Origin of the sequence: Parabacteroides sp. TM07-1AC (assembly GCF_003480915.1) — a bacterium.
GTDB lineage: Bacteria > Bacteroidota > Bacteroidia > Bacteroidales > Tannerellaceae > Parabacteroides > Parabacteroides chongii.
The window spans coordinates 151,089-171,667 of record NZ_QUKD01000011.1; the positions used below are offsets into that span (position 1 = coordinate 151,089).

General features: G+C 43.5%; 16 protein-coding genes. 1 reads left to right on the forward strand and 15 read right to left on the reverse strand.

The features are described 5' to 3' along the window. Positions 1–72 precede the first annotated feature (72 nt). The 4 genes from DXD68_RS19740 to DXD68_RS19755 all read right to left on the reverse strand — a co-directional run bounded on the left by DXD68_RS19740 (position 73) and on the right by DXD68_RS19755 (position 2,231). Complete coding sequence (locus DXD68_RS19740; protein WP_122363208.1) at positions 73–747, reverse strand: ABC transporter ATP-binding protein; 675 nt, start codon at positions 745–747, stop codon at positions 73–75. Between the two features lie 268 nt (positions 748–1,015). Further along, positions 1,016–1,597: an RNA polymerase sigma factor gene (locus tag DXD68_RS19745; RefSeq protein ID WP_122363209.1), complete on the reverse strand. Its 582-nt coding sequence runs from the start codon at positions 1,595–1,597 to the stop codon at positions 1,016–1,018. Then, positions 1,594–1,986, reverse strand: coding sequence for a hypothetical protein (locus DXD68_RS19750; protein ID WP_122363210.1), 393 nt, complete (start codon positions 1,984–1,986; stop codon positions 1,594–1,596). The genes DXD68_RS19745 and DXD68_RS19750 overlap by 4 nt, the downstream gene beginning before the upstream one ends. 23 nt (positions 1,987–2,009) lie before the next feature. Then, the gene (locus tag DXD68_RS19755; RefSeq protein WP_122363211.1) at positions 2,010–2,231 is read right to left on the reverse strand and encodes a 4Fe-4S binding protein; all 222 of its coding nucleotides are present in this window, start codon (positions 2,229–2,231) and stop codon (positions 2,010–2,012) included. A 155-nt stretch (positions 2,232–2,386) separates the two neighbouring features. On the opposite strand from DXD68_RS19755, the gene nudC reads away from it, so the two are divergent. Then, positions 2,387–3,166, forward strand: a complete 780-nt coding sequence (nudC, locus tag DXD68_RS19760; protein ID WP_122363212.1) for an NAD(+) diphosphatase — start codon at positions 2,387–2,389, stop codon at positions 3,164–3,166. 40 nt (positions 3,167–3,206) lie between these two features. Here nudC and DXD68_RS19765 read toward each other — a convergent pair whose 3' ends face one another. From DXD68_RS19765 to DXD68_RS19815, 11 genes are all read right to left on the reverse strand, one after another. After that, on the reverse strand, positions 3,207–4,025 hold the full coding sequence (locus tag DXD68_RS19765) for a hypothetical protein (RefSeq protein WP_122363213.1): 819 nt from the start codon (positions 4,023–4,025) through the stop codon (positions 3,207–3,209). Positions 4,026–4,043: 18 nt separating this feature from the next. After that, a complete protein-coding gene (locus DXD68_RS19770) occupies positions 4,044–4,550 on the reverse strand; it encodes a hypothetical protein (RefSeq protein ID WP_122363214.1) in 507 nt (168 codons plus the stop codon). 143 nt (positions 4,551–4,693) lie between these two features. Beyond that, positions 4,694–5,428, reverse strand: coding sequence for a lysophospholipid acyltransferase family protein (locus DXD68_RS19775; protein ID WP_122363215.1), 735 nt, complete (start codon positions 5,426–5,428; stop codon positions 4,694–4,696). An 88-nt stretch (positions 5,429–5,516) separates the two neighbouring features. After that, positions 5,517–6,053 (reverse strand): DUF4858 domain-containing protein, encoded by a 537-nt coding sequence (locus tag DXD68_RS19780; protein ID WP_122363216.1) that lies wholly within the window; start codon positions 6,051–6,053, stop codon positions 5,517–5,519. A gap of 76 nt (positions 6,054–6,129) precedes the next feature. Beyond that, the gene (locus DXD68_RS19785; protein ID WP_122363217.1) at positions 6,130–7,221 is read right to left on the reverse strand and encodes a TlpA disulfide reductase family protein; all 1,092 of its coding nucleotides are present in this window, start codon (positions 7,219–7,221) and stop codon (positions 6,130–6,132) included. 67 nt (positions 7,222–7,288) lie between these two features. Next, positions 7,289–8,974 carry an AAA family ATPase gene (locus DXD68_RS19790; RefSeq protein ID WP_122363218.1) on the reverse strand — a complete coding sequence of 562 codons (1,686 nt, stop codon included), beginning with the start codon at positions 8,972–8,974 and terminating at the stop codon, positions 7,289–7,291. Between the two features lie 984 nt (positions 8,975–9,958). Next, positions 9,959–12,292 carry an ABC transporter permease gene (locus tag DXD68_RS19795; RefSeq protein ID WP_122363219.1) on the reverse strand — a complete coding sequence of 778 codons (2,334 nt, stop codon included), beginning with the start codon at positions 12,290–12,292 and terminating at the stop codon, positions 9,959–9,961. A gap of 15 nt (positions 12,293–12,307) precedes the next feature. Then, a complete protein-coding gene (locus DXD68_RS19800; RefSeq protein ID WP_122363220.1) occupies positions 12,308–14,710 on the reverse strand; it encodes an FtsX-like permease family protein in 2,403 nt (800 codons plus the stop codon). Positions 14,711–14,714: 4 nt separating this feature from the next. Continuing rightward, entirely contained in the window at positions 14,715–17,087 is a 2,373-nt protein-coding gene (locus DXD68_RS19805; RefSeq protein ID WP_122363276.1) for an ABC transporter permease, read from the reverse strand. Between the two features lie 33 nt (positions 17,088–17,120). After that, complete coding sequence (locus tag DXD68_RS19810) at positions 17,121–18,173, reverse strand: BF3164 family lipoprotein (protein WP_122363221.1); 1,053 nt, start codon at positions 18,171–18,173, stop codon at positions 17,121–17,123. Positions 18,174–18,191: 18 nt separating this feature from the next. Then, complete coding sequence (locus DXD68_RS19815) at positions 18,192–20,576, reverse strand: ABC transporter permease (protein WP_122363222.1); 2,385 nt, start codon at positions 20,574–20,576, stop codon at positions 18,192–18,194. Positions 20,577–20,579: the final 3 nt, after the last annotated feature.

The window sequence follows — 20,579 nt, forward strand, 5'->3', positions numbered from 1 at the left end:
AAAACTTCGTAGGCAGCAACATCTATTAACTTGTTGCTGCCTACTCTTTTACTTTTGTAACACTTGCATATCTCAAATGACGGTTTCAGTAACCACCTGCCCGTCAAACAGATTGATGACACGTGATGCATACCCGGCATCGTGTTGGCTGTGCGTCACCATGACGATGGTTGTTCCTTCTTTATTCAGCTCGTTGAGCAGGTTCATGACTTCCTGTCCGTTCTTACTGTCCAGGTTACCGGTCGGCTCATCGGCAAGGATCAGTTTCGGATTGGCAACGACGGCGCGTGCAATGGCGACACGTTGCTGCTGACCCCCGGACAACTGTTGGGGAAAATGTTTCTCGCGATGGACAATTGCCATACGTTCCATTGCCTCTCTGACTTTCTGTTTGCGTTCTGCTGCTGAAACTCCCATGTAAAGCAACGGGAGTTCTATATTCTCGTATACATTCAGTTCGTCGATCAGGTTGAAACTCTGGAATACAAATCCGATAATTCCTTTACGTAACTTGGTACGCTGGGCTTCCGTGAATTTAGAAACTTCTGTCCCATTCAGATAATATTCACCGGAACTCGGGTTATCCAGTAATCCCAAAATGTTCAGTAGCGTAGACTTACCGCAACCGGAAGGTCCCATAATTGCTACAAACTCTCCTTCTTTCACTTCGATATTCACCTTATTCAAAGCCCATGTTTCCACTTCTTCTGTGCGGAAGATTTTTTCTAATGCTACTGTCTTAATCATGCGTATAAGAATTTTAATTTATTATATAGAGTACAAAAGCTGTGCCACATTTGTAAATGGTTGATATGTAGTTGTATAAAAGCTATTAGATAGTTGAAGGTCGTGCATATCCGCACGAATCAAGTTCGGAAACGCACATATAATGTCAAGGGAATAAATCGTAATGTTAAAATATATTACCCGGTCGGGTATTTTCATTTACCTGGTATAGTAATCCCAATTACTTGGTAGGGTAGTGTCATTTTGATAATTGCGTTAATAGTACAGTCTATAGAATATCCTCATATAAATTATATAACCTTTTCCGAAGGAATAATACTGCATACCGTTTCCTGGAAATCAACGTATTGACCGGAATACCGGTCGATTCCGCGATCTCTTTGAACGGAATGCCTTCCAGCTCCGTCAGCTCGAAGACGGTCCGCTGTTCATCCGGTAATTCGAGCAAAGCATGTTCCAGCTCTTCCCACACGGTGGAACGGATGAAATCCATTTCCGGCGACTGATCTTCATCGGGCATCAATTCGGAAAGCTCTTTCAGAAAAGTACCGTCGTCTTCGTTTGTAGAAAGATACGGCATCTCTTCCTCACGGCGTTTCCGGCTCCGGTCGATGATCTGGTTGCGGGCAACCGAATACAACCAGGCGGCGATCTGTTCGATCGGGTTTTCCTCCTGGTCGCTTTTCATGAACTGGTAGAATACGTTTTGCAAAATATCTTCACTGTCCTCCCTGGATGAGACCCGTTTGTTGATGAAGTCTTTCAGCTGCGCCTGATATTTCCGGAAGATATTTGCAACACGTGTATTCTGCTCAGTACCGGCGGATGTATTTGTCGATAACTCTTTCATTGGGGCTGGCTACCTGAAGTAGGGTCCTGCATATTGAATCTGTCATTATGGAAATCTGCCATGTGCTTGCGGATTTGTTCCCGACGCTCCTCCCATGACATATTTTTCATTTGCTCCCGGAACTGAGCCTTCTCTTTCCGACTACCGAAGAAAAAGCCTCCGCCATGAGGACCGAATGGACCGAAAGGTCCGAACTTTCCACCCCCCCCCAGTAACAGACGGGTAAGTGCCATAAGACCTATAGCCTGCCAGTAATTGATTACCGACCAACCGATAATGGAAGGGATCAGCCAATTCCATAAAAACATGACTGCCAGTGCTGCTAGCGCGAATACACCTATAAAGAACAGGAAAGCAAGCCCTCCTCTGAATTTACCTGATTTTCTCATTGTGATATAATTTACATTGTTTATTATTCTGTTATTAACTCTATGGCATGTGTCTGGCAGATTTTTACACAATTACCGCATCCGACACAACTTTCCGGATTCATTATTGTAGCATAACTGCAACTGCCATTGTTCACTATCTTCAAAACCTCTCTGCGGCATCTCTTTACACAACGTCCGCATCCACTACACTCATATGCAAAGACTTGTAAAGATATAACTTCTTTTCTCTTTCTTCCGAACATTTTCTGTTTCCATATTAAATTAAAAAATCTGTTTAGTAAGACATGCCTTCTATTCTTGTAGACGATTGACGTGGAGGAATATTTTAAATAGAGATGTTTTTTTGAATCATATCTTATATTAGTCTGTATATTTGTGCGTTCAAAAGTAAAAAGTGATGAGCAATATAAATAATGCACCTGCGTACTGGTTTATTTTCTTCAACGACCAGTTACTGCTGAAGAAAGAAGGTGAAACCTATACAATTCCTTGTAGTATCCATCCTCCTGTTCCGGTAGAAAATGTATTGGAAGTCAGTTTGTTTCAGGATATACCCTGTCGGACTGCCGTTGTAGAAGCTCCGTTGGAAGAGACGCCCGATTTCCTTCCGATGGGATTGCGTGCCTCATACGATTATCTCGATGGCAGGTTACATACTCTGTCTGGAAAGGCTTACGAATTGATTTATTGGGATCGGCACAGCCGTTTTTGTCCGGCTTGCGGAACGAAAACAGTCATGCAGACTGCTATATCCAAGCAATGTCCCGCCTGTAAATATGAAATATATCCGGTTGTGTCTCCGGCGATATTGGTACTGATACGTAAAGAAGATTCAATCCTGTTGGTCCATGCCCGCAATTTCAAAGGATCATTTCATGGGCTGGTTGCCGGTTTTTTGGAAACGGGGGAGACGCTGGAGGAATGCGTAAGAAGGGAAGTTATGGAAGAAACAGGACTGGAGATTACCAATATTTCTTATTTCGGAAATCAGCCCTGGCCTTATCCGAGTAACCTGATGGTCGGATTTATAGCTGATTATGTCAGTGGGACGATCCGTCTTCAGGATGAAGAACTGAGTGAGGGAGCATTCTTTACCAAAGAGAATCTGCCGGAGCTTCCCCGAAAACTCAGTCTGGCCCGTAAGATGATCGACTGGTGGCTGGAACAGAATAAGTGATAGTTACATAATGGCACAATATGAATCGTGAAATTGAGCGTTATTCATATTCATATTGTGCCGTGAAATCAGACCGTGAACTGTACGAAACGAGTTCCTTCGACTCTGAGCGGATAAGGTTATAATTGCTATCATAGGTGTTGATAACTTTCCTGAGAGCTTCTCCGGTTGCGGAGAAAGTTACCGAACGTGTATTCAAACCGTCGGTGAAAGAATGTTGAATGTAATTGATCAGTTGGTTATTAGCTACGTAATATCGTTCCAGGATCAATTTACCGACCTTGTCGTAGGTATAGGTCGTATAACTCTCCAGCACTCCGGAAGTCCCGTAATGTTCTTTCCGGTCCAGCATATTGTTTTTGTATTTATAGAGGTTATATTCGGATTGGGAAATAGCCGGATAATAAGTGATGCTTTTCTCCAGCTTCCCCTCTTTGGAATAGATATAGACCTGTGTCTGCAGGTTGATAAATCCTGACGGTGCATTCTTATTGGCAGTAAAACTGGAAGTAAGCACTAACTGGTCTTCCTGGTCATATTGGTATATATTATATTCCAGCGTATCGGTTACTTCCGTTCCGTTATACATACAGTCGGAAATCCGGGCCAACTTGCCATCACTGTTATATTCATATACTTTACCGGAATAAACAGAATCGAAAGAAGAGGGCACGACCCGTTTTAACCGGGCATTATTAAGGGATAATCTCTGAGGAACCTCATCATTGACAAAAGCCACTTCCGGGTTCTCATTTTGCGGAAGTTTGTCCAAATCGGAAGAGTCGCAACTGACCATCCCGTTGGCGAATAACAGGATGCAGACTAAAAGAGTCCATATTTTTTCAGCTCTCTTCTTCATAAAGAGGTATTCTGTTTTTTATTGATTTTCCAATGCATCCACCCAAATGTCCAAGCACAATTGCGGATAGACGAAAAAACTTTCCTCCAAAGTTCCTGCTGCTTTTATTTGTTCCGAGATTTGGTCGGCTATCGCAGGTTTTGAAGCCATGAGAATATCATTGATGATGTAAGAAAAAAAGCCTATTCCTCCTTTCAGAAATTTATCCATCACCAGATACGACAGGTTAGGGGAGGAAGAAAGGACAAATTCTTTGAAGTCCTGATATTCCTCTGTTTCCATATAGGTGTGCGGATTGCTTATATAAGATAACTCATCGCATTTCTCCACGAACCGGTCATATTTTGCGTTGAATATTTTTCTGTCGGATTTGGAAGTCAGCTTCATACCCTGGTTGATCCTGGCGCGCAGATCAGGGGTTACCTTATATACATCCGGCTCCTGAAAACTGTCATTGTCGCAGGAGGTAAAGAATAATAAGGCAATCGAGGCTAGCAAAAGTGCTAATATCTGTAATTTAGTCATAATTGTCTGCTATTTTTCGTTTTATATCTTAATCCAAAGACGCAATATATCAATGAAATGCTGCATCTAATCCGATTTATTATTAATAGTCTTTATAATAAAACGGACGAAATCTTAAAATACTGCATGGCAGACAAAAAAAATTATAATTTAATACTGCCGGTCACTGTTTGCTCCGTTTCAGCAAAGAGTTCGGCGAAAGGTTTTGCTTTCACAGGAACGGGGTCGTGGATGATGAGTTCGATGCGATTGCCGAGTCCTAAGGGGAAAGATCCCCATTTGGTCACTTTCCATGCGTTGTTGATGGTGACCGGTACTATATAGGCTGAGGGGGCATATTTGCAGAGTATTTTTAGTCCGTTTTCGGCAAAAGGACGGGGTTTGCCTGTTTTGCTTCGCGTCCCTTCCGGAAATATTACCGCCGAGCGTTTGTTCGTTTCAATATATTCAGCCATAACCCGGATCGCTGTCAATGCCTGTTTTGCGTCTTTCCGGTCGATAAGCACGGAGCCACCATGATTCAGGTTGTACGAAATGCTGGGGATGCCTTTGCCGAGTTCGATTTTACTGATGAACTTAGGATGTACCTTGCGCATGAACCAGCAGATGGAGGTAATATCGTAGAGGCTTTGGTGGTTTGAAGCTATTATAAGGGGAGAATCGGCGGGGAGCTTTTCCAATCCGCTTACTTTGTATCTTGTTCCCAGTACGTAGGTATTTGCCACCAGGAAAAAACTCAGAACATCCACACTCTTTTTGTGTGCCTTGTAACCAAAAAGGTTGAAGCAAACCCACTGCACTATATGAAAGAATCCCAGTGTTATTCCAAATAACAGATAGTAGATAGCTGAAAGCGGATACGAAATGATTTTCTCCATTTTATCCTTTAAGTTGTATATTTATAAATTCGACCTTATGTTTATTAATAAGGTAACAAAAGTATAAAAAAATATCCTACTACTGTCGTTATGGATAACTATTGTAAAATTTTTGAGTCCTCCAGCGTTGTGCATTTTTACGTTTGTAACGTGCACTGGGCATAAATACCTGTTGCAGCAGATCGTCGAATGAGATGCCTGACGGTTTCCGGGCTTCGGCACGGATACCGGGAGATACCTGGAAAGAACCTAACATTTTAACCTTGGGCAATGGCTTATTCATCCCATATAACCTGAATACGGACGGGGGAAGGTCTTTCAACGCTACTTTTCGGTTTGGGTTATGCTCTTCAGCGTTTTGCGGACGGACGAACTCGGTGAAATCTTTTTGGATGGATTGTGCGGGAGACTGTTCCGGTGACAGGAGCATATGGGAAGCCGGTTCTTCCGTATTGATCAGTGTACCTGACTGGATCGCTTTCAGCGCTTCGGGATTGAGTTCCAGTTTCTCTTTGCCGGAGAGAATTTTCTGAAGCCATACCGAATCCTTTTCTGTCCATTGGGCATATAGATATTCCGTATTGCTCAGGCAGATCAATAATAATATAATTACTTGTTTACTCATCTAAAAAGTTCAACTTCCCGTACATAATCTAATATAGAAATGTGCGGGAAGTTGAAATACTGCATCGTGTTTCGATTTATTTAGTTTCGATCACTTCTTTTACCTTTGCTTTCAGTCCGTCGCCACGCAGGTCGCGTGCAACGATTGTGCCGTCGGGACCGAACAGGATGATATGAGGTATGCCGTTGATACCGTATAGTTTGGTCGGTGTTTCACCGGCATTCAGTATTTGTGGCCAGGTAATTTTCAATTCTTCTATAGCCTTCTTTGTATTTTCCTGATCGTCCCATACGGCAACGCCTAAGACTTCCAGTCCTTTGGCTTTGTATTGATTATAAACTTCTGACAAAACGGGTGTTTCTGCGCGGCAGGGACCGCACCAGCTTGCCCAAAAATCGACCAGCGTGTATTTGCCTTTTCCTACGTAGTCGGATAATGAGACTTTGCTTCCGTCTTCCGTTTCGATCGTAAAGTCGACGAAGGGTTTTCCTTCGGCAGTCTTTTCTATGGCTTCGAAGCGCTGTATCATATCTTGCATATCGGGAGTGTTGCGCATCGGCTCGCTCAGTTGAGTTATTTTAGCCTTTACCTGGTCGGGAGAGAGATAGCCGTCCATATAGTGCAGGGCCCTGATTCCGATCGGGTTATTCAGGTTTTTGTTGAAGAATCCGTCGAGTATAGCCAGATAAGCCGGTTTCCATTCTTGCTGGAAAAAATCTTTCTGTAACTTCATGCGTTCTTCTTTATCCTCCGTTTGTTTCATGAGCTCCTGTCGTTTGGAATCGATCAGGTTCGACATGCTATCCTGCTTAGCGAAGAAACGTGCGAATTCATCATTTAAAGGACTTCCTGACGGGGATACCGGTTTACTCAGATCGAGGTTGATCGTCCCGTTCTCAAGAATGAAATTGACATAATATTCCCGGCTGGCGGTGATTTGGCAATAAGCGGGGGTGTCCATCTTTCCTGTGAAGGTGAAAGTATTTCCTGTGACGTTTGTACTATCTATATTGCTCTTGCCATCGCGGTTATAGATATAGATCATTTGTCCGTCCAGCGAATTATCCGGAATAGTACCGTTTATGGTATAAGTCGTGGCCGGTTTTTCCGAACAGGCTGTGAAAAGCAATAGTCCGGTTAACAATGTGAATAAAAAGTTTGTCTTCATATAGTTGATAATTATAAGATTTATACATCCTGTTCAAATGAATATACAAAAGTAGGTTCAAAACTTTCTATATTCGAGTTTTTATCCATACCCGTTTGCCGTCGAAGGTGATGGCCATTTGGAGGATATCGGTGACACCTGCGGCATGCAGGGTGGCTGCATATTGTTTGTCTTCGATTTGTTGGAGAGCGGAATCCAGCACGTCGTCTACCGACTTGTCGAACATCGGGTCATACAGCTTGAGTTCCATGATGATACCCCGTTTTTGGATATTACGCGGCCGCATCAGGATATCATAACGTCCCAGACCCGACTCGCGGTTGCTGCTTATCTCATAAGCTCCCGTACTCACCAGCATTCCCAGTAAGAAAGCCTGGTAGACTTTCTCCGGATCGCGTCCGGAAGTATCATAATAGGAAAGCGTATTTACCACAAAATCGTTCAACAGCCGTTGGAAGATCGGCATATTGTTTTCGTCCAGGGCTTGCAGCATCCGTTCGAGGCGGTCGTTCTTCACCGGTCCTCCGTCTATCCAACTTTGAATAATGGTACGAAATACAGTCTTCACTTCCCGGTTAGGAACCTGTAAGGTATATTCCGTCAAGTCTTCCGGTGTCAGTATCGGATCATAGGCTTTCAGGTAACCGCTGAATAACATAAACGACCAGATATTGACCGGCTTGGCCAATAAATCCGGAAACGCCAGCTTGTCGTTAATCACACTGCGGACCGGATCGCCTTGTATCAGGGCTTCCACGCCGTCGCGTATCTGTGCGGGGCCGTCGGCCAGCAGATGGCGTAGCAAGACATCGGAACCGGTGTTTACCCAGTAGGGGGCTAGTACGCCACCTTTATTTATATAAGATAATACCGACCAGGGGTTGTAAACCGTTTCTCCACCGAACAGGTAGCCGTTATACCATTCTTTCACCTCTTCTTTATAGCTGCCGAGTGAGTAATCATCCAGTATCCGGTCTGTTTCCTCCTGCGTAAAACCAAAGGAAGTACACATCGGAGTTTCAAGAATCGTATCTACGTCTATATTATTCAGCCCACTGAATATCGACTCCTTGCTTACCCTGAGAATACCTGTGATTACGCCACGGAAGATATCCGTATTGTCTTTGAACACCGTACTCATAAAGTTGCGCATAAAGCCGATCATCCGGTCGTAGTAGCCTTTGTCGAAGGCCACGTGTATGGGAGTGTCGTATTCGTCGAGCAGGACCAGCGGGGGCATACCCCAGTAGTCGGTAAGCATGGTCGACAACATACCCAGTGAGTTTTGCATTTGTGTTTCCGTAGCCCGGCTTTCGCGGATGGCTTCAAAGACTGAGATATAAGCCTTTTCAATCTGCGGACTGTCGAGTAGATATTTGTGTCGTATAAATTCCGACTGCAATTCAAAAGCCAGCAACTCCAATACCCCTTCAAAGGTATCTGCTTTGCAATCTTTCAGCGTGATCATTATCACCGGATATTTCCCCTGATACTTATCAAAATCTTTCCACCCTTCGATGCTTTTGTCTTTAAACAGCGGACGGAACACATTGCCTTCCGTCTTCTCGAAGAAGTAACGTAGTGTAGAAAGGTTGAGCGTCTTACCGAAGCGGCGCGGACGCGGCAACAGGGTGATCAGGCTCCCGTCTTCAACTATCTGACGGATAAAGTCTGTCTTATCTACATAATAATAATCTTCGCTGATCATCCGCTTGTAATCGCTGATGCCTATCGGTAGCTTTTTTCTATCCATGACTGTCCTGTTTTAAAAAGGTTCTACAAAGATAAAATAATTAACCGATTTCTATGATCGAGGTTCAATTATTGTCAGTTTTGAATCTATTTGTCGCAATAAAAGAACCAGGTACGCGGATAACGCGGATTGAGCGGATTTGAACGGATCGGATCATTTAATCCGTTTTGATCCGGCTAATCTGCGTTATCCGCGTACCTGGTTCTTATTGAAATAGTTCATATATCTTCCTATTATCGTATCTCTGCTTTTTCATACCTACAGGGAGAATTTCGACCATAGCCTTCACCTGTCACCGGTATTGTATAGGGGTGTTAAACAGTTGATTGAGGTGAAACGTGACGTTTCACCGACAACAAATCGTCTTCACTTTGTATTGTAAGTCTTTTTTTTATAGCTGCCGGAGCCAATATCTGTGGCTGCCGGAGTCATTACCAGTGGCTGCCGGAGCTATTTCAAATGAGTGCCGGAGTCAATACGAACGGGTGCCTACTCCTTTTTTACGAGTGCCTACCCATTGAAGAAAAGACTTAAGTCTTTCCGAAAAAAAGATAGCTCTTTTGAAAATAAAGCTCCCTTCTTTTGATTTTAAAAGTCTTGTCTTAACATTTCAAAAGACCCTACTTTGATTTGTGATTTTTAGCCTTCACAAAGACGTGTCACTGGAAAAATCAGATATACAGATAGATACAAGCCGTGACAGGTGAAGGGTTATCTGTTAGATAGACACAGAATAGTTCAATTATTTCTATCTCCGAGCGCGAAGTCCATCTGTCAACTGTCACTTGTCAACTGAAAAAGGTTTCACCTTTTTCTAATCTTGATGCATATTAATCCGCCAACGGAAATATAGTAAAGTCTTGTATGTGGAAACGAACGACACTCATCGGGCACTTACCCTGGAAGGCTTCCATTTTATAGGCAGGTGTGTGCCTTATCGTGTTTATCCTCCAAATCGGGGAATATGTTGCATAAATAGTGCTGTTACTCCGCCTTTATTATTTCTGCCGGATTAATGCGTGCCGTTCTCAATATTTTTGTCAAGATATTAATAGCCGTAAAGAAGGTTATAACCAGGAAGATACCGATCCAAAAGAAAGGACTGTTGTAGTTGAACCGGATAATCCAATCCTTCAATATAGTGTCCGTTACCATCCATATAATAGGGAAGACGAAGAGGGTGGCAATCAGCAGTAATCTTAGATACAACTTTGTGAACAAAGTCAGGATGTTACTCAACGAAGCCCCGTTGATTTTGCGTATGGCTACTTCCTTCTGTCTGCGTTCCGTATCCTGCGAGATGGCTGAGTAAATACCCAATAAGGTGATAATCAAGCAAACAATGGCAAAAAAGGAAAATACGTTGCGCAATGTACGCTCGGTGGTCTGAATCTGTTTGCATTCCTCTTTTAAAGTATATATTTCCGGCTGAATACTTTCCGGAAGAAATTCTTTGATAGTTTGTTCGAGATACGCCTTTTCCTCTTTCTCTTTGTCCGGTTGGATACGTACATAACAATTCCCTTGTCCTTGCAACAAGCCGATTGCCAGGGATGCGAAATATTCTGAGCCGTCGACGAAACGGAGCAGAGAGCTGGTGACTCCGTTGATTTTATATTCTTTGGGGTCGTTGTTTATCCGAACAAGCTTATTGATCGGATTGTCTTGCAGTGTGTTCATGAATGTTTCATTGACCAACAGGCTTTGTTCGTCTAATAGCAATGAACCTACAATCGGCTGAAGATGAAGGAAAGAGGAGATATTGGCTGATGCATATATAATGCCGCCCGGGGTTCCTCGGTCGTTGTCGTCCCATGTATAACTATTTATCCGGGTGTTGGCTAATTTGTTATCTACCTCCAATACGTCTTCTATCATGCTATTGGATTTCCATTTGGAGAGCAGCACATCGTAGGTTGACTCCAGATACTCGTGGTCGGTGCGGACGAAAAATATCCTTTCTTTTTCTTCGCCGCTGACTGAACTGAATAGCTGTTGCTCTCCAGCCCAGGTTTGCAAGGTGGCAGCTGCCGCCCCGGTAAGAAAGAAGAGGGCGATAAAATATTGAATGCCCAATAAGACATTCCGCACCCGGTGCCGGGAGAAGCGAATCCCTTCTATCAGCGATATTTTATTTAACCGTACACTAATGGTTGCGCAGATAAGGACAGACAGAGCAATGCAGAACAATAGATATTCACCGATTTGTCTGGCCAATACCCAGCTGTCAAATTTGATATGCACTCGAAAGAAGTTGAATTGGAATCCGGGTACGAACAATTCCGTCAGGCATAACGCCAATATAGCCGTCAATAATAAGGATAAAAGAGTTTCAGAGAAAAGTAGGAAGAACAGGCTTTTCCGCTCTTCGCCGATACCTTTTCGGATGCTGAACTCCTTGATCCGGTTGTAGAAGTTGCCGGTTGTGAAAGAGAAATAATTTAGCAAGGCCGATAAGAAGATCAGCAGGCCGATTAGGAAGATAAAGCCGAAGAAGATTTTATTCCCTGTATTTTTATATTTCGTTTGTCCGAGCGGATAGGCTCTGGCCGGGTTGGGTTCTTTGTCGAAAAGTAAAACCTCCATGCCAGTGTTGAGTAATTGTTTGTCCAGATCATTCGGTTTGAAGCCGGGGGAGGTGAGGGCATAGGTGAGGCATCCGGTTCTGCCTTCAAGCCGCTGCTCCAGGAATCCGTCGAGGACGGAGAGTTTCAATACCTCTATAGGTTCAAAAGGGCTGATGCTGCTGTTGGTAGGGAAGTCGTTGAATATGCCACCAATAGTATATGCTTTCTGATCTTGGCTGATGACTTTCTTGCCTATCGGATTCTTATCGCCATAGATTCTTTTGGCTGCTGTTTGGCTGAGCAAAAGCATGTTCGGTTGTGTGCTGACGATGGAAGGATTGCCGGCAACCAATTGTCTTTCGAAGACGGCAAGGAAATTCGTGTCGGCTTCCATGGCGTATAGTTTGTAAGGGAGAACTTTTGTTTCCGATACTTCGAAAGAGAGGTTTTCTGGTCGGTTATAGCTGGCTCTGGTAATACGTTCGATACCGGAGAACTGTTTGTTGCGGATGTCTATTGCTAAAGAAGCGGGGGTTCCGGAAATAAGATATTCGTTTTCACTTACCAATACGATTTCCGCAATCCGTTCTTTGTTGGCGAATCCATCATCCTCGTTCATCCAATAACGTATCAGATAGGTGCATAATGCAAAGCAAAGCAGACCAACGGCAAGGCCGATGATGGATATAAGTGTTTGTCCTTTGTGTTTAAGTAAGTTGCGTAAGGCAACGGTGATGTAATGTCGTAACATATAATGTGCTGTTTTTTATTCGCTTTTTACCGCTTCTGCCGGATTCGCCTGTGCTGCTTCTTTCACCTGGCGGAAGATAGATAACAATACAATTATACAAGTAATGAATAATACGGCTATGAAAGGTCCTGCCGTCAGATTGATGTGATTGGCATAGGTTTCCAGCCAGCGTTTCATCAGGATATATCCCAGCGGCAGGGCAAACAGGTTGCTGATAATGACCAATAGCAGGTATTCCCGGAAAAACAGTTGCAGGATATGGGAGAAAGTGGCTCCGTTCACTTTACGGATGGCGATCTCCTTTTTGCGCTGCTGGGCTGACAGGCTGACCAGCGAGTAAATGCCGAAAGTGGAAATCAGGATACAGACGATAGCGATGATACTGAATACACTGAAGATCACTTTTTCGGGGCGGTTGAACTTATCTACCAGATCGGATAGCTCTGTACACATATTCTGCTCAGTCATTCCGTTGGTATTAAACTTCTCCGTAACTTTTGAGATATGTTCCAATACATCTTTCTTGTGTCCCGGCATATAGCGGACATAGAAATACTGGATTGGATTGGCATTTGCAAAATCATTATCGACATGCAGACGAAAGAATACTTTGCTGACCGGATATTGTAAGGGAGCATAGATATAATCTTCCATGACTCCGCATACTTTTAGATGGGTCTTTATTTCTCCGCCATATATCGGTCGTTCCAACAAATCCTTATAACCCAGTTCTTTATATCCGGTTTCGTTAACAATGTAATCATCCGGATTACTGTCGCCGATCCAATTCCCTTGCTTTAACTTCAGTTTGAAGAAAGAAAAGAACTCTTTGCTGACGACCATTACACGGTCTTCCCTTTTAGGGTCCGGATCGGTTGGGTCGAAAGCAAAATGGGTAACGTAGGCACCATAAAATTCTCCCTGTTCGGTAAACAGGTTGGCATTGGTTATCGTATAGCATGCATCGGTTATATACGGATGATTTTGTAGCTCAGGCATTAGTGTTTTGAGATCCTGCTCATAAGCGTTGTCAAATCCCATATCGACCTGAATTACATTTTCATAATTCACTCCCTTGTCTTTGGTTAATATAAAATGTAATTGTTGGAAAAGGACCAGCGAAGTAATGAAAAATAAGGAACCGATAAATACCTGTCCGATGATTAATCCCCGCTTGAAGAATACAGGATTTGTTTTCCGGTTACACAACACATTCCGTATAGGAAGAAATGTCAGCAACCAGAATATGAATGTGCTGGCAATAATCGATAGAAATGCATTAAAGAATAATGCCGACTTGTCGATATGCCTCGATATCCCTTCATAAATGCCGTAATGGTTCCACGCCGTATAATTCTCGTAATAGGGAAAGATTACCTCTATCAGACAGAAAGCCAAAAGATAAGCTATCGCCATCGGAAAGAATAACTCTGTCCAGCCTTTCAGTAACATATCTTTAGGAGATGCACCGATACACAGATAAGTATGGTTCTTTACTTGCTTGCGTTGTTGCTGGCCGATAAAGAGCACCAATAGATTCATTAATGCGCTAAGAAAGGCCATAAATCCAGCCAACGCCAGAATGTGAATATTGCGTATCCGGCTTTCCAGCTCCGGGTGAGCATGCAGATGAACTTCCGGAAGTGTTCGTAAATTGATTTTCCACTGGTCGATGTGCTCCATTCCCCAGGGATCTTCCGCGTGGCTTTTATAAACGGCCAGTTTCTCTTTGACCTTATCGACATCGGCGTTTTCAGATAACCGGACATATGTGGCATAACGGTTTACATGCATTATAGGCTGAACTTCGTCAATCTTCAGAAACTGGAATATCAAATCTGAATTATCCGGATAGTTTTTTATGACTCCGGCCACGACCGGACGGTATTGATCATTCAGCTCGAACAGCTTTCCGACGCAATCAGTCGTTCCGAAGAATTTTTTGGCTGTACTCTCGGTGAGGATAACGGACGTACCATCCGGATAAGTCCCTTTGTAAGTTCCGGCGATGAAATCGGCTTTGAAGAAGTCAAAGAAGGTGTGGTCGCAGACTAACCCATATACCGTTTGACTGACGTTGTTAATCTTTGTCACATAAAATAGGTTGTTGAGTGTACAGATCTGTTCGATCTCCGGCACCAGCTTCTTTATCTCAGCCAGGTCGTTGACATGTAACTGGTCCAGGTCGGCATCGGCTCCCGTTGCTGTTTTTACGATACCGGACGTGGTCAGGCAATAAAGCCGGTCGCCGTTCGGATGGAAATTATCGAAATGCGTCTCCCACCATAACCAGTAGCCACCCAGTACAAAGGCTGTGAAACCTATTGCCAGCCCGATGATGCTGACGATCGACTGGGTTTTATATTTGACTAATTCCCGAAAAGTAACTTTGAAGTAGTGTCGTGTTTTGTTTTGCATGATTTTATTCGCTTTTAATGACTTCCGCCGGATTCGTTTCAGACGCTTTGAGTGTCTGATAGAGTACGGTGGATATGATCAGGATAATTGTAAACAACAAGATAGTGATATACATCCATGCCTGGATATTAATCCGGTAAGGATATTGTTCCAGCCAACCGTGCATGAACAGCCATGCCAGAGGAAGAGCTGTCAGATTGGCAATGATGGCTATCGACAGGTATTCCCGTATGAACATACGGATGATTGTTCGGGAGGTAGCTCCCATCACTTTCCGGACGGCTACTTCCTTGCGCCGTTGGGCAATATTGGATGACGATATGGAATAAAGTCCGAAGATGGAGATGAGCGTACAAAGTATAGCCAGCAAAGAGAACAACTGCAAGCTGGCATCTTCCGAACGGCTTAAATCTTTTAATACATCTTTTACTGTTGTAATCTCCGGTTGCTTATCGTAAGAAAAAGCATGCTTTTTGTATGCGCTCCTGATCGCTTTGATGGCATTTTTCTCATCTCCGGGATTTACTTTGACATAATAACAATAACTACTCCATGGGGCAGGGTGTAAAATAATGATAACGGGGAGAATCGGTTTTCGCAGACTGGCTGACTGAAAATCTTTTACTACTCCGACAATTTCCACATCCTGTTGTTGGTTGTTCCAGAAACTGAGCTTTTTACCGATCGGATCGGTATATCCCATGATACGTGCTGCCTCTTCGTTTATTAGTGCTTTGGAGCTCATCAAACGTCTGTTGCCTTTTACCAGGTCTGTATCTTCGAGTAACCTGCCTTTCAATAATGGTATCCGGAAAGCGTGCAGGAAATTCTTACTGACTTCCAGTATCTGGAAGTCAGCTTTGGCATTCGGGCTTTTCCCTTCCCATTCTACATCATTCTGGGTGAAAGGCTCGTGCACGATAGAGAAGAATTTAGCCAGTACCAGTTCTTTCACAATGGGTAATGAGGCGATTTCACGAGCAGTGCCTTCTCTGTCGTCATTTAACATCGTGATCTGTATCAGACCCTCTTTCTCAAACCCTAAATCCTTGTTTCCCATCAGTGTGGTCTGCCGGATCAGGATAAAAGCACTCATCAGGAAAAATACACAAATGCCCAACTGGATAGTCATGGCTATTTTGCGGAACCAACCTTTTTGATGAGGCGCGACACCTCCGGATACCAATAACTGGGAGGTACGGATGAAACGAAATGACAGCGGTAATGAGATGCAAAGGGTGCTCAGCCAGCTGAGTAATGCGATCTTTATCATATCGGCATACAGCTCCTTACCCTCTATCGACGTGTCAAAAACGAGCCTGAATAATGGTGATGTTATCTCCATCAGACTCCATGCCAGTAAGATGGCGATGAATATCAATAATGAATATTCGAGCAATAACTGGCAGAGCATATCTTGTTTGCCGGCTCCGATTGCACTGCGCAACTTCATTTCCCGCATCCGAATGTAAGTCCGGTTGATTTGCAAGTTGATAAAATTGAAGAATACGCATAATAACAACAATAGTCCTGTTATGGCAAACGTACGAATATAAGTCAGGTTGAAGGATAGTTCACTGCCGAATGTATGCCGGATGTCTGTGACAGGGAGCAGTTTCAGCGAGATTGTTTCATTATATTTATGGACAGTCGTATAATCGGTGATCTTCTTTTCGAATTTGTCGATATGAGTGTTTTTATCCAGCAACAGATATACTTTCACATTCATATAACTCCATTGCTCTTCTTCGGACCGGCTTCTTTCTCCTTCCCGGTCGAAATAGTCCAGTTCGAATATATCCCCTTTCAACAGGGAGTTATTCGGCGTGTCTTCCAATACGGAAACGATCCTGAGACTTTCCCTGTAGCCGTTGCTCAATATCTTATCCAATGCGTTTTCCGGTGATCCGAAAAGTTTGACAGCCAGGGAGCGGGTTACTGCTATTTCATTAAGAGATTGCAGTATTTTGTCTTGTCTTCCGCAAATCACTTTCCGTGGGAAGAACGAGAAAAAATATTCATCGATAAATACTTCTTCAGGTTCGGATAAGCGTTCTCCGTTATAGTAGAAGTCGGATCCGAACAGTCCGTATATCTGTGTGGTCTCTTTTATCTCCGGAAAATCCTGTTTTAACCGGCGTGCCAATATCAGCGGGAGATGTTCAGACTTTTTACCGGTCTGCTTATCCACTCCGTAAACCATGTATATTTGTTTCGATTGCGGATAAAATCCGTCGTAGGAAGTCTCATACTTCAGCCAGTTGATCCCATACGCAAAACAGACCAGACCGATTGCCAGCCCGACAATACTGACAATAGACTGCAATTTGTACTTGATGAAATTTCGTAGGGCTATGACAATGTAGTGTTTCAACATGGCTATGAGCATTAATAACAAGTTTATTCCGTTTTATAGTTTACCTTTTAGATTGTATTTAATAACATTCCTGCCTCCTTCTTCATCGGGAGACAAAGCCAGCAAGTAGTCTCCCGCTTTCTCTATTGCAATCTTTCTCAGGTTGCGGTCAGCCTGCAATACGGCTTTCTGCTTTCCTTGCCAGTCGAATACGTAGATGATGGAGTTGCCGGTGAAGTCTGTTGTGCCGTCAAACAGGCAGAAGACGTATTTGTCCGAACAGCAGATGTCGATGAAGCATTTCTTACTGTTTTCGGCATCCAGATAGGTGTTTGTTATATCGGCAACTGGTATGGTATAATAGTCGGCGAAGGAGATTGAAGATGTCATATCGCAATTCAAATCATAGAAATTGATGCAATCGATGAAGCGCAGGGCGGCGACAATCACCCCTTTTTCTTCATTGACAACCAGATCACTATTATATGCCTGCTTCAACACTCCTTCCGGAATAGGAACAGTGATTGGAGGATAGCCGGGCACGGCATATTCTCCGGTGATCTTGTTGGATGAGAAGAAAACCTGCGGTTTGCCAGGAATGAATGATACGGCGTACAATTCTTTGGACGTGATGCAACAGTTGGTGTTGGCATTCCAGGAGACAAAATCTGTCATAGGAATGGAATCTATGGAGATCATAGGAGTGGTCTGGTTTTGATCCAGGTCTATGCGCTTCAACAGATACGACTCATTATCCCAGATAGAAATCCTGTTTTTATGATTGACATAATCATATTTGGTAAAGGAGGGATAGGCCGTAGAGAATGTATTTCTCTCTCTAGGCCCGATCTGATGTAGTGAGAAATCACTTTTCTTTCTCACTTGCAGGATTGTATCGCTGTAATAGTCGAGAAAGGCATAGTAATCGTCGGTGATTGCTATGTCATAATAATTATATGTGCTGTTGCCTGCGAAGACAACGTCGCCGGATAATTTGGCTGTAATCTTCGTACTGGCTTTATAAGTATGTATGCCATCTTTGTTTTTCTGCTTATTGCAGGAAGCAAAGAATAAAAGGCCTGCGAGTAAATATAAGAACTGTTTCATATCTACATTGTTTTATTGTTATTCGGAGCGTATGATGTCTATTGGGTTTGTGCGGGCAGCCTTTTGTATTTGCCAGACCAGCGTAAGGAATGAAATACCGCCGGTCAGAAGTATAGCCGCCGCGAATATCCACCAGGCTATACTTACTTTATAGACAAAGTCGACCATGTATAGTGTGATGGCTAGCCACGACAGAGGTAAACTGATTAGGCAGGCTATGCCATATAACCGGCCGTATTTAACCAGCAGTATCTGCCATATAGCTCCGGCCGTTGCTCCGTTTATCTTTCGGATGGATATTTCGTGGAATCGTTGCTGAATATCAAACAATGATAAACTGAACAACCCCATAGACGAGATCAATATCGCTATAACTGCAAAGAAAGAGGCAATACCAACCAACTGCTTGTCTTCTTTATAAATAGCCTGCACTTCATCTTTCAAGAATGTATAGGAAAGTCCGTTTCCACACGCCTCGCTGTATATCTTCTGAAGAAAATCAATTGCTTCTTGTTTCTTTTCCGGAACGAGACTAACCAGCATGCCTTGTGAGAACCCTTTATTGTATAAAAAGTAAATTATCGGTTCGTATCCTTTAGACAGATGTTGCGTACAGATGTTCTTGATAACACCAATCACTTTATATCTGGGAGCCGGCTGTTCTTTTGTCTGTGGACTGTAAACCAGCAAATGATCTAGAATGACTGGCGTAGTGTTGATGTCGGTGATACCCAGTTGTTTTTTCGCTGATTCATTGATGACAATGGACAGATCCATATCGTCGTCGGAGTTGTTCCATAGCCGTCCCTCAATGGCTTCTATCCCCAGGATGCGGAAGAAGTTTTCGTTGCTGACCTTGGTCCCTATATTTTGCCAATCCTTTCCAGCGATATGTGCCCAAATAGTCTGACCCACACGACTGATTGGACCGGGTGAATAGCAGTGAAGCTTGATGAGCGACGGGTTATTGTCCATCTCTCTGTCCAACTGATGGGCGATCTGATTGTATTTGTTCCACATAGACATATCGCTGCCGATTGGATTTCCTGGGGATGAAATCTTTATGATATTATTCGTTTTGTATCCAGGATCTGTGTTCAGCATGGAATTCAGTTGCCGGATAGCATAGATGGATACAACGGTCAGTGCCAGCGTTATAATATATTGCAGGCAAAGGAATATCTTTCTGGATACCGTAGACTCTCCGCATCTTCCAATCATCTTCAGAGAGGTGATGGGCGAAGCATAATTATATTGGAAGAAAGGATATATAGCCGTAATGAGTGGCAATACGAACAGGATACCCACAGAAAGGCCTGTATCAAATAATACATGCGAAGGAATATGAATGGTAAGATACGTATTAGCCATCATTGTACCAATCTCGATAAGTACCCATGCCAGAAACAAGGCGATGCAAGTCATGCACATATTCTCCGCATATAGCTGAGCGGCTACCTGCCGGCTGTTTGCACCGAATGCTTTTTTCATTCCAAACTCACGTGCTCGCTTTTGGATTAATACTGTATAAACATTGATGAAGTTGAATAATCCTATCAGCATGATTAATACGTCGATTGTGGTCAGGATAAGTATATGTGTATAGTTTCCTGTCAGCCGGTGGTTATGGTTTGTAACAATCTGCCGGTCGAAGTAGAGCTCTTGCAACGAATAGAGATTGATACGCACGCGGTTGTGGTAGTTGCCTATTTTATGGAAAAGTCCGTATTTCTTATTGACGGATGCTACTGAGTTGCCTTTATGCAATCTGAGCAGTGACTGGGAGGCTATATGTTTTCTGTAGTCGGCTGATTCGTTTGAAATCAATAGGTCGAAAGGCATGGAGAAGCGGGTATCCGGCTGCCCTAGGATGGCTGAAACAGTTACAATCTCGCCCATTGAGGTGGTGATTTGCCGGCCCAGCGGGTCTTCTTCTCCGAATAATAACTGCGCCAGGTTTTCAGAGATTGCCGCGTCTTTCGGATTGCTTAATAGCTTCTTTCCGGTACTTTTTATTATTGGGACCGGCACTATCTTCAGATAATTGGTGTCTGTGGCCAGAGAAGATACATTATATAGCTTGTTGCCGACCGTGATTTGGTCTGCCGAGAGTTGAAACAAGGTAGATGCTATTTCCACGGCCGGATCGTCCAGCGGATTAGGCTCATAGCCATATTCCGGCAGCAGGCCGAAAAGTCTTTTCTGGTGAGAGACTTCATCTTCCATGACGGTATAGCAGACTCTGTCTACATCCGGAATAAAATGGTCGGTTGTCATTTCTCCGTAAATATAGCGGGATATCAGGATACAACAGGCCAGGCTGAATGCCAGGCCCAGTATATTGATTGCCGTATAAAGACGGAATCGAAGGAGAGTTCGTATGGCTAATAAGATGATCTTCATATT

Bases quoted from the DNA above. Each gene is read 5' to 3' on its own strand.
- DXD68_RS19740 (WP_122363208.1), bottom strand. From the start codon at position 747: ATGATTAAGACAGTAGCATTAGAAAAAATCTTCCGCACAGAAGAAGTG.
- DXD68_RS19745 (WP_122363209.1), bottom strand. From the start codon at position 1,597: ATGAAAGAGTTATCGACAAATACATCCGCCGGTACTGAGCAGAATACA.
- DXD68_RS19750 (WP_122363210.1), bottom strand. From the start codon at position 1,986: ATGAGAAAATCAGGTAAATTCAGAGGAGGGCTTGCTTTCCTGTTCTTT.
- DXD68_RS19755 (WP_122363211.1), bottom strand. From the start codon at position 2,231: ATGTTCGGAAGAAAGAGAAAAGAAGTTATATCTTTACAAGTCTTTGCA.
- nudC (WP_122363212.1), top strand. From the start codon at position 2,387: ATGAGCAATATAAATAATGCACCTGCGTACTGGTTTATTTTCTTCAAC.
- DXD68_RS19765 (WP_122363213.1), bottom strand. From the start codon at position 4,025: ATGAAGAAGAGAGCTGAAAAAATATGGACTCTTTTAGTCTGCATCCTG.
- DXD68_RS19770 (WP_122363214.1), bottom strand. From the start codon at position 4,550: ATGACTAAATTACAGATATTAGCACTTTTGCTAGCCTCGATTGCCTTA.
- DXD68_RS19775 (WP_122363215.1), bottom strand. From the start codon at position 5,428: ATGGAGAAAATCATTTCGTATCCGCTTTCAGCTATCTACTATCTGTTA.
- DXD68_RS19780 (WP_122363216.1), bottom strand. From the start codon at position 6,053: ATGAGTAAACAAGTAATTATATTATTATTGATCTGCCTGAGCAATACG.
- DXD68_RS19785 (WP_122363217.1), bottom strand. From the start codon at position 7,221: ATGAAGACAAACTTTTTATTCACATTGTTAACCGGACTATTGCTTTTC.
- DXD68_RS19790 (WP_122363218.1), bottom strand. From the start codon at position 8,974: ATGGATAGAAAAAAGCTACCGATAGGCATCAGCGATTACAAGCGGATG.
- DXD68_RS19795 (WP_122363219.1), bottom strand. From the start codon at position 12,292: ATGTTACGACATTACATCACCGTTGCCTTACGCAACTTACTTAAACAC.
- DXD68_RS19800 (WP_122363220.1), bottom strand. From the start codon at position 14,710: ATGCAAAACAAAACACGACACTACTTCAAAGTTACTTTTCGGGAATTA.
- DXD68_RS19805 (WP_122363276.1), bottom strand. From the start codon at position 17,087: ATGTTGAAACACTACATTGTCATAGCCCTACGAAATTTCATCAAGTAC.
- DXD68_RS19810 (WP_122363221.1), bottom strand. From the start codon at position 18,173: ATGAAACAGTTCTTATATTTACTCGCAGGCCTTTTATTCTTTGCTTCC.
- DXD68_RS19815 (WP_122363222.1), bottom strand. From the start codon at position 20,576: ATGAAGATCATCTTATTAGCCATACGAACTCTCCTTCGATTCCGTCTT.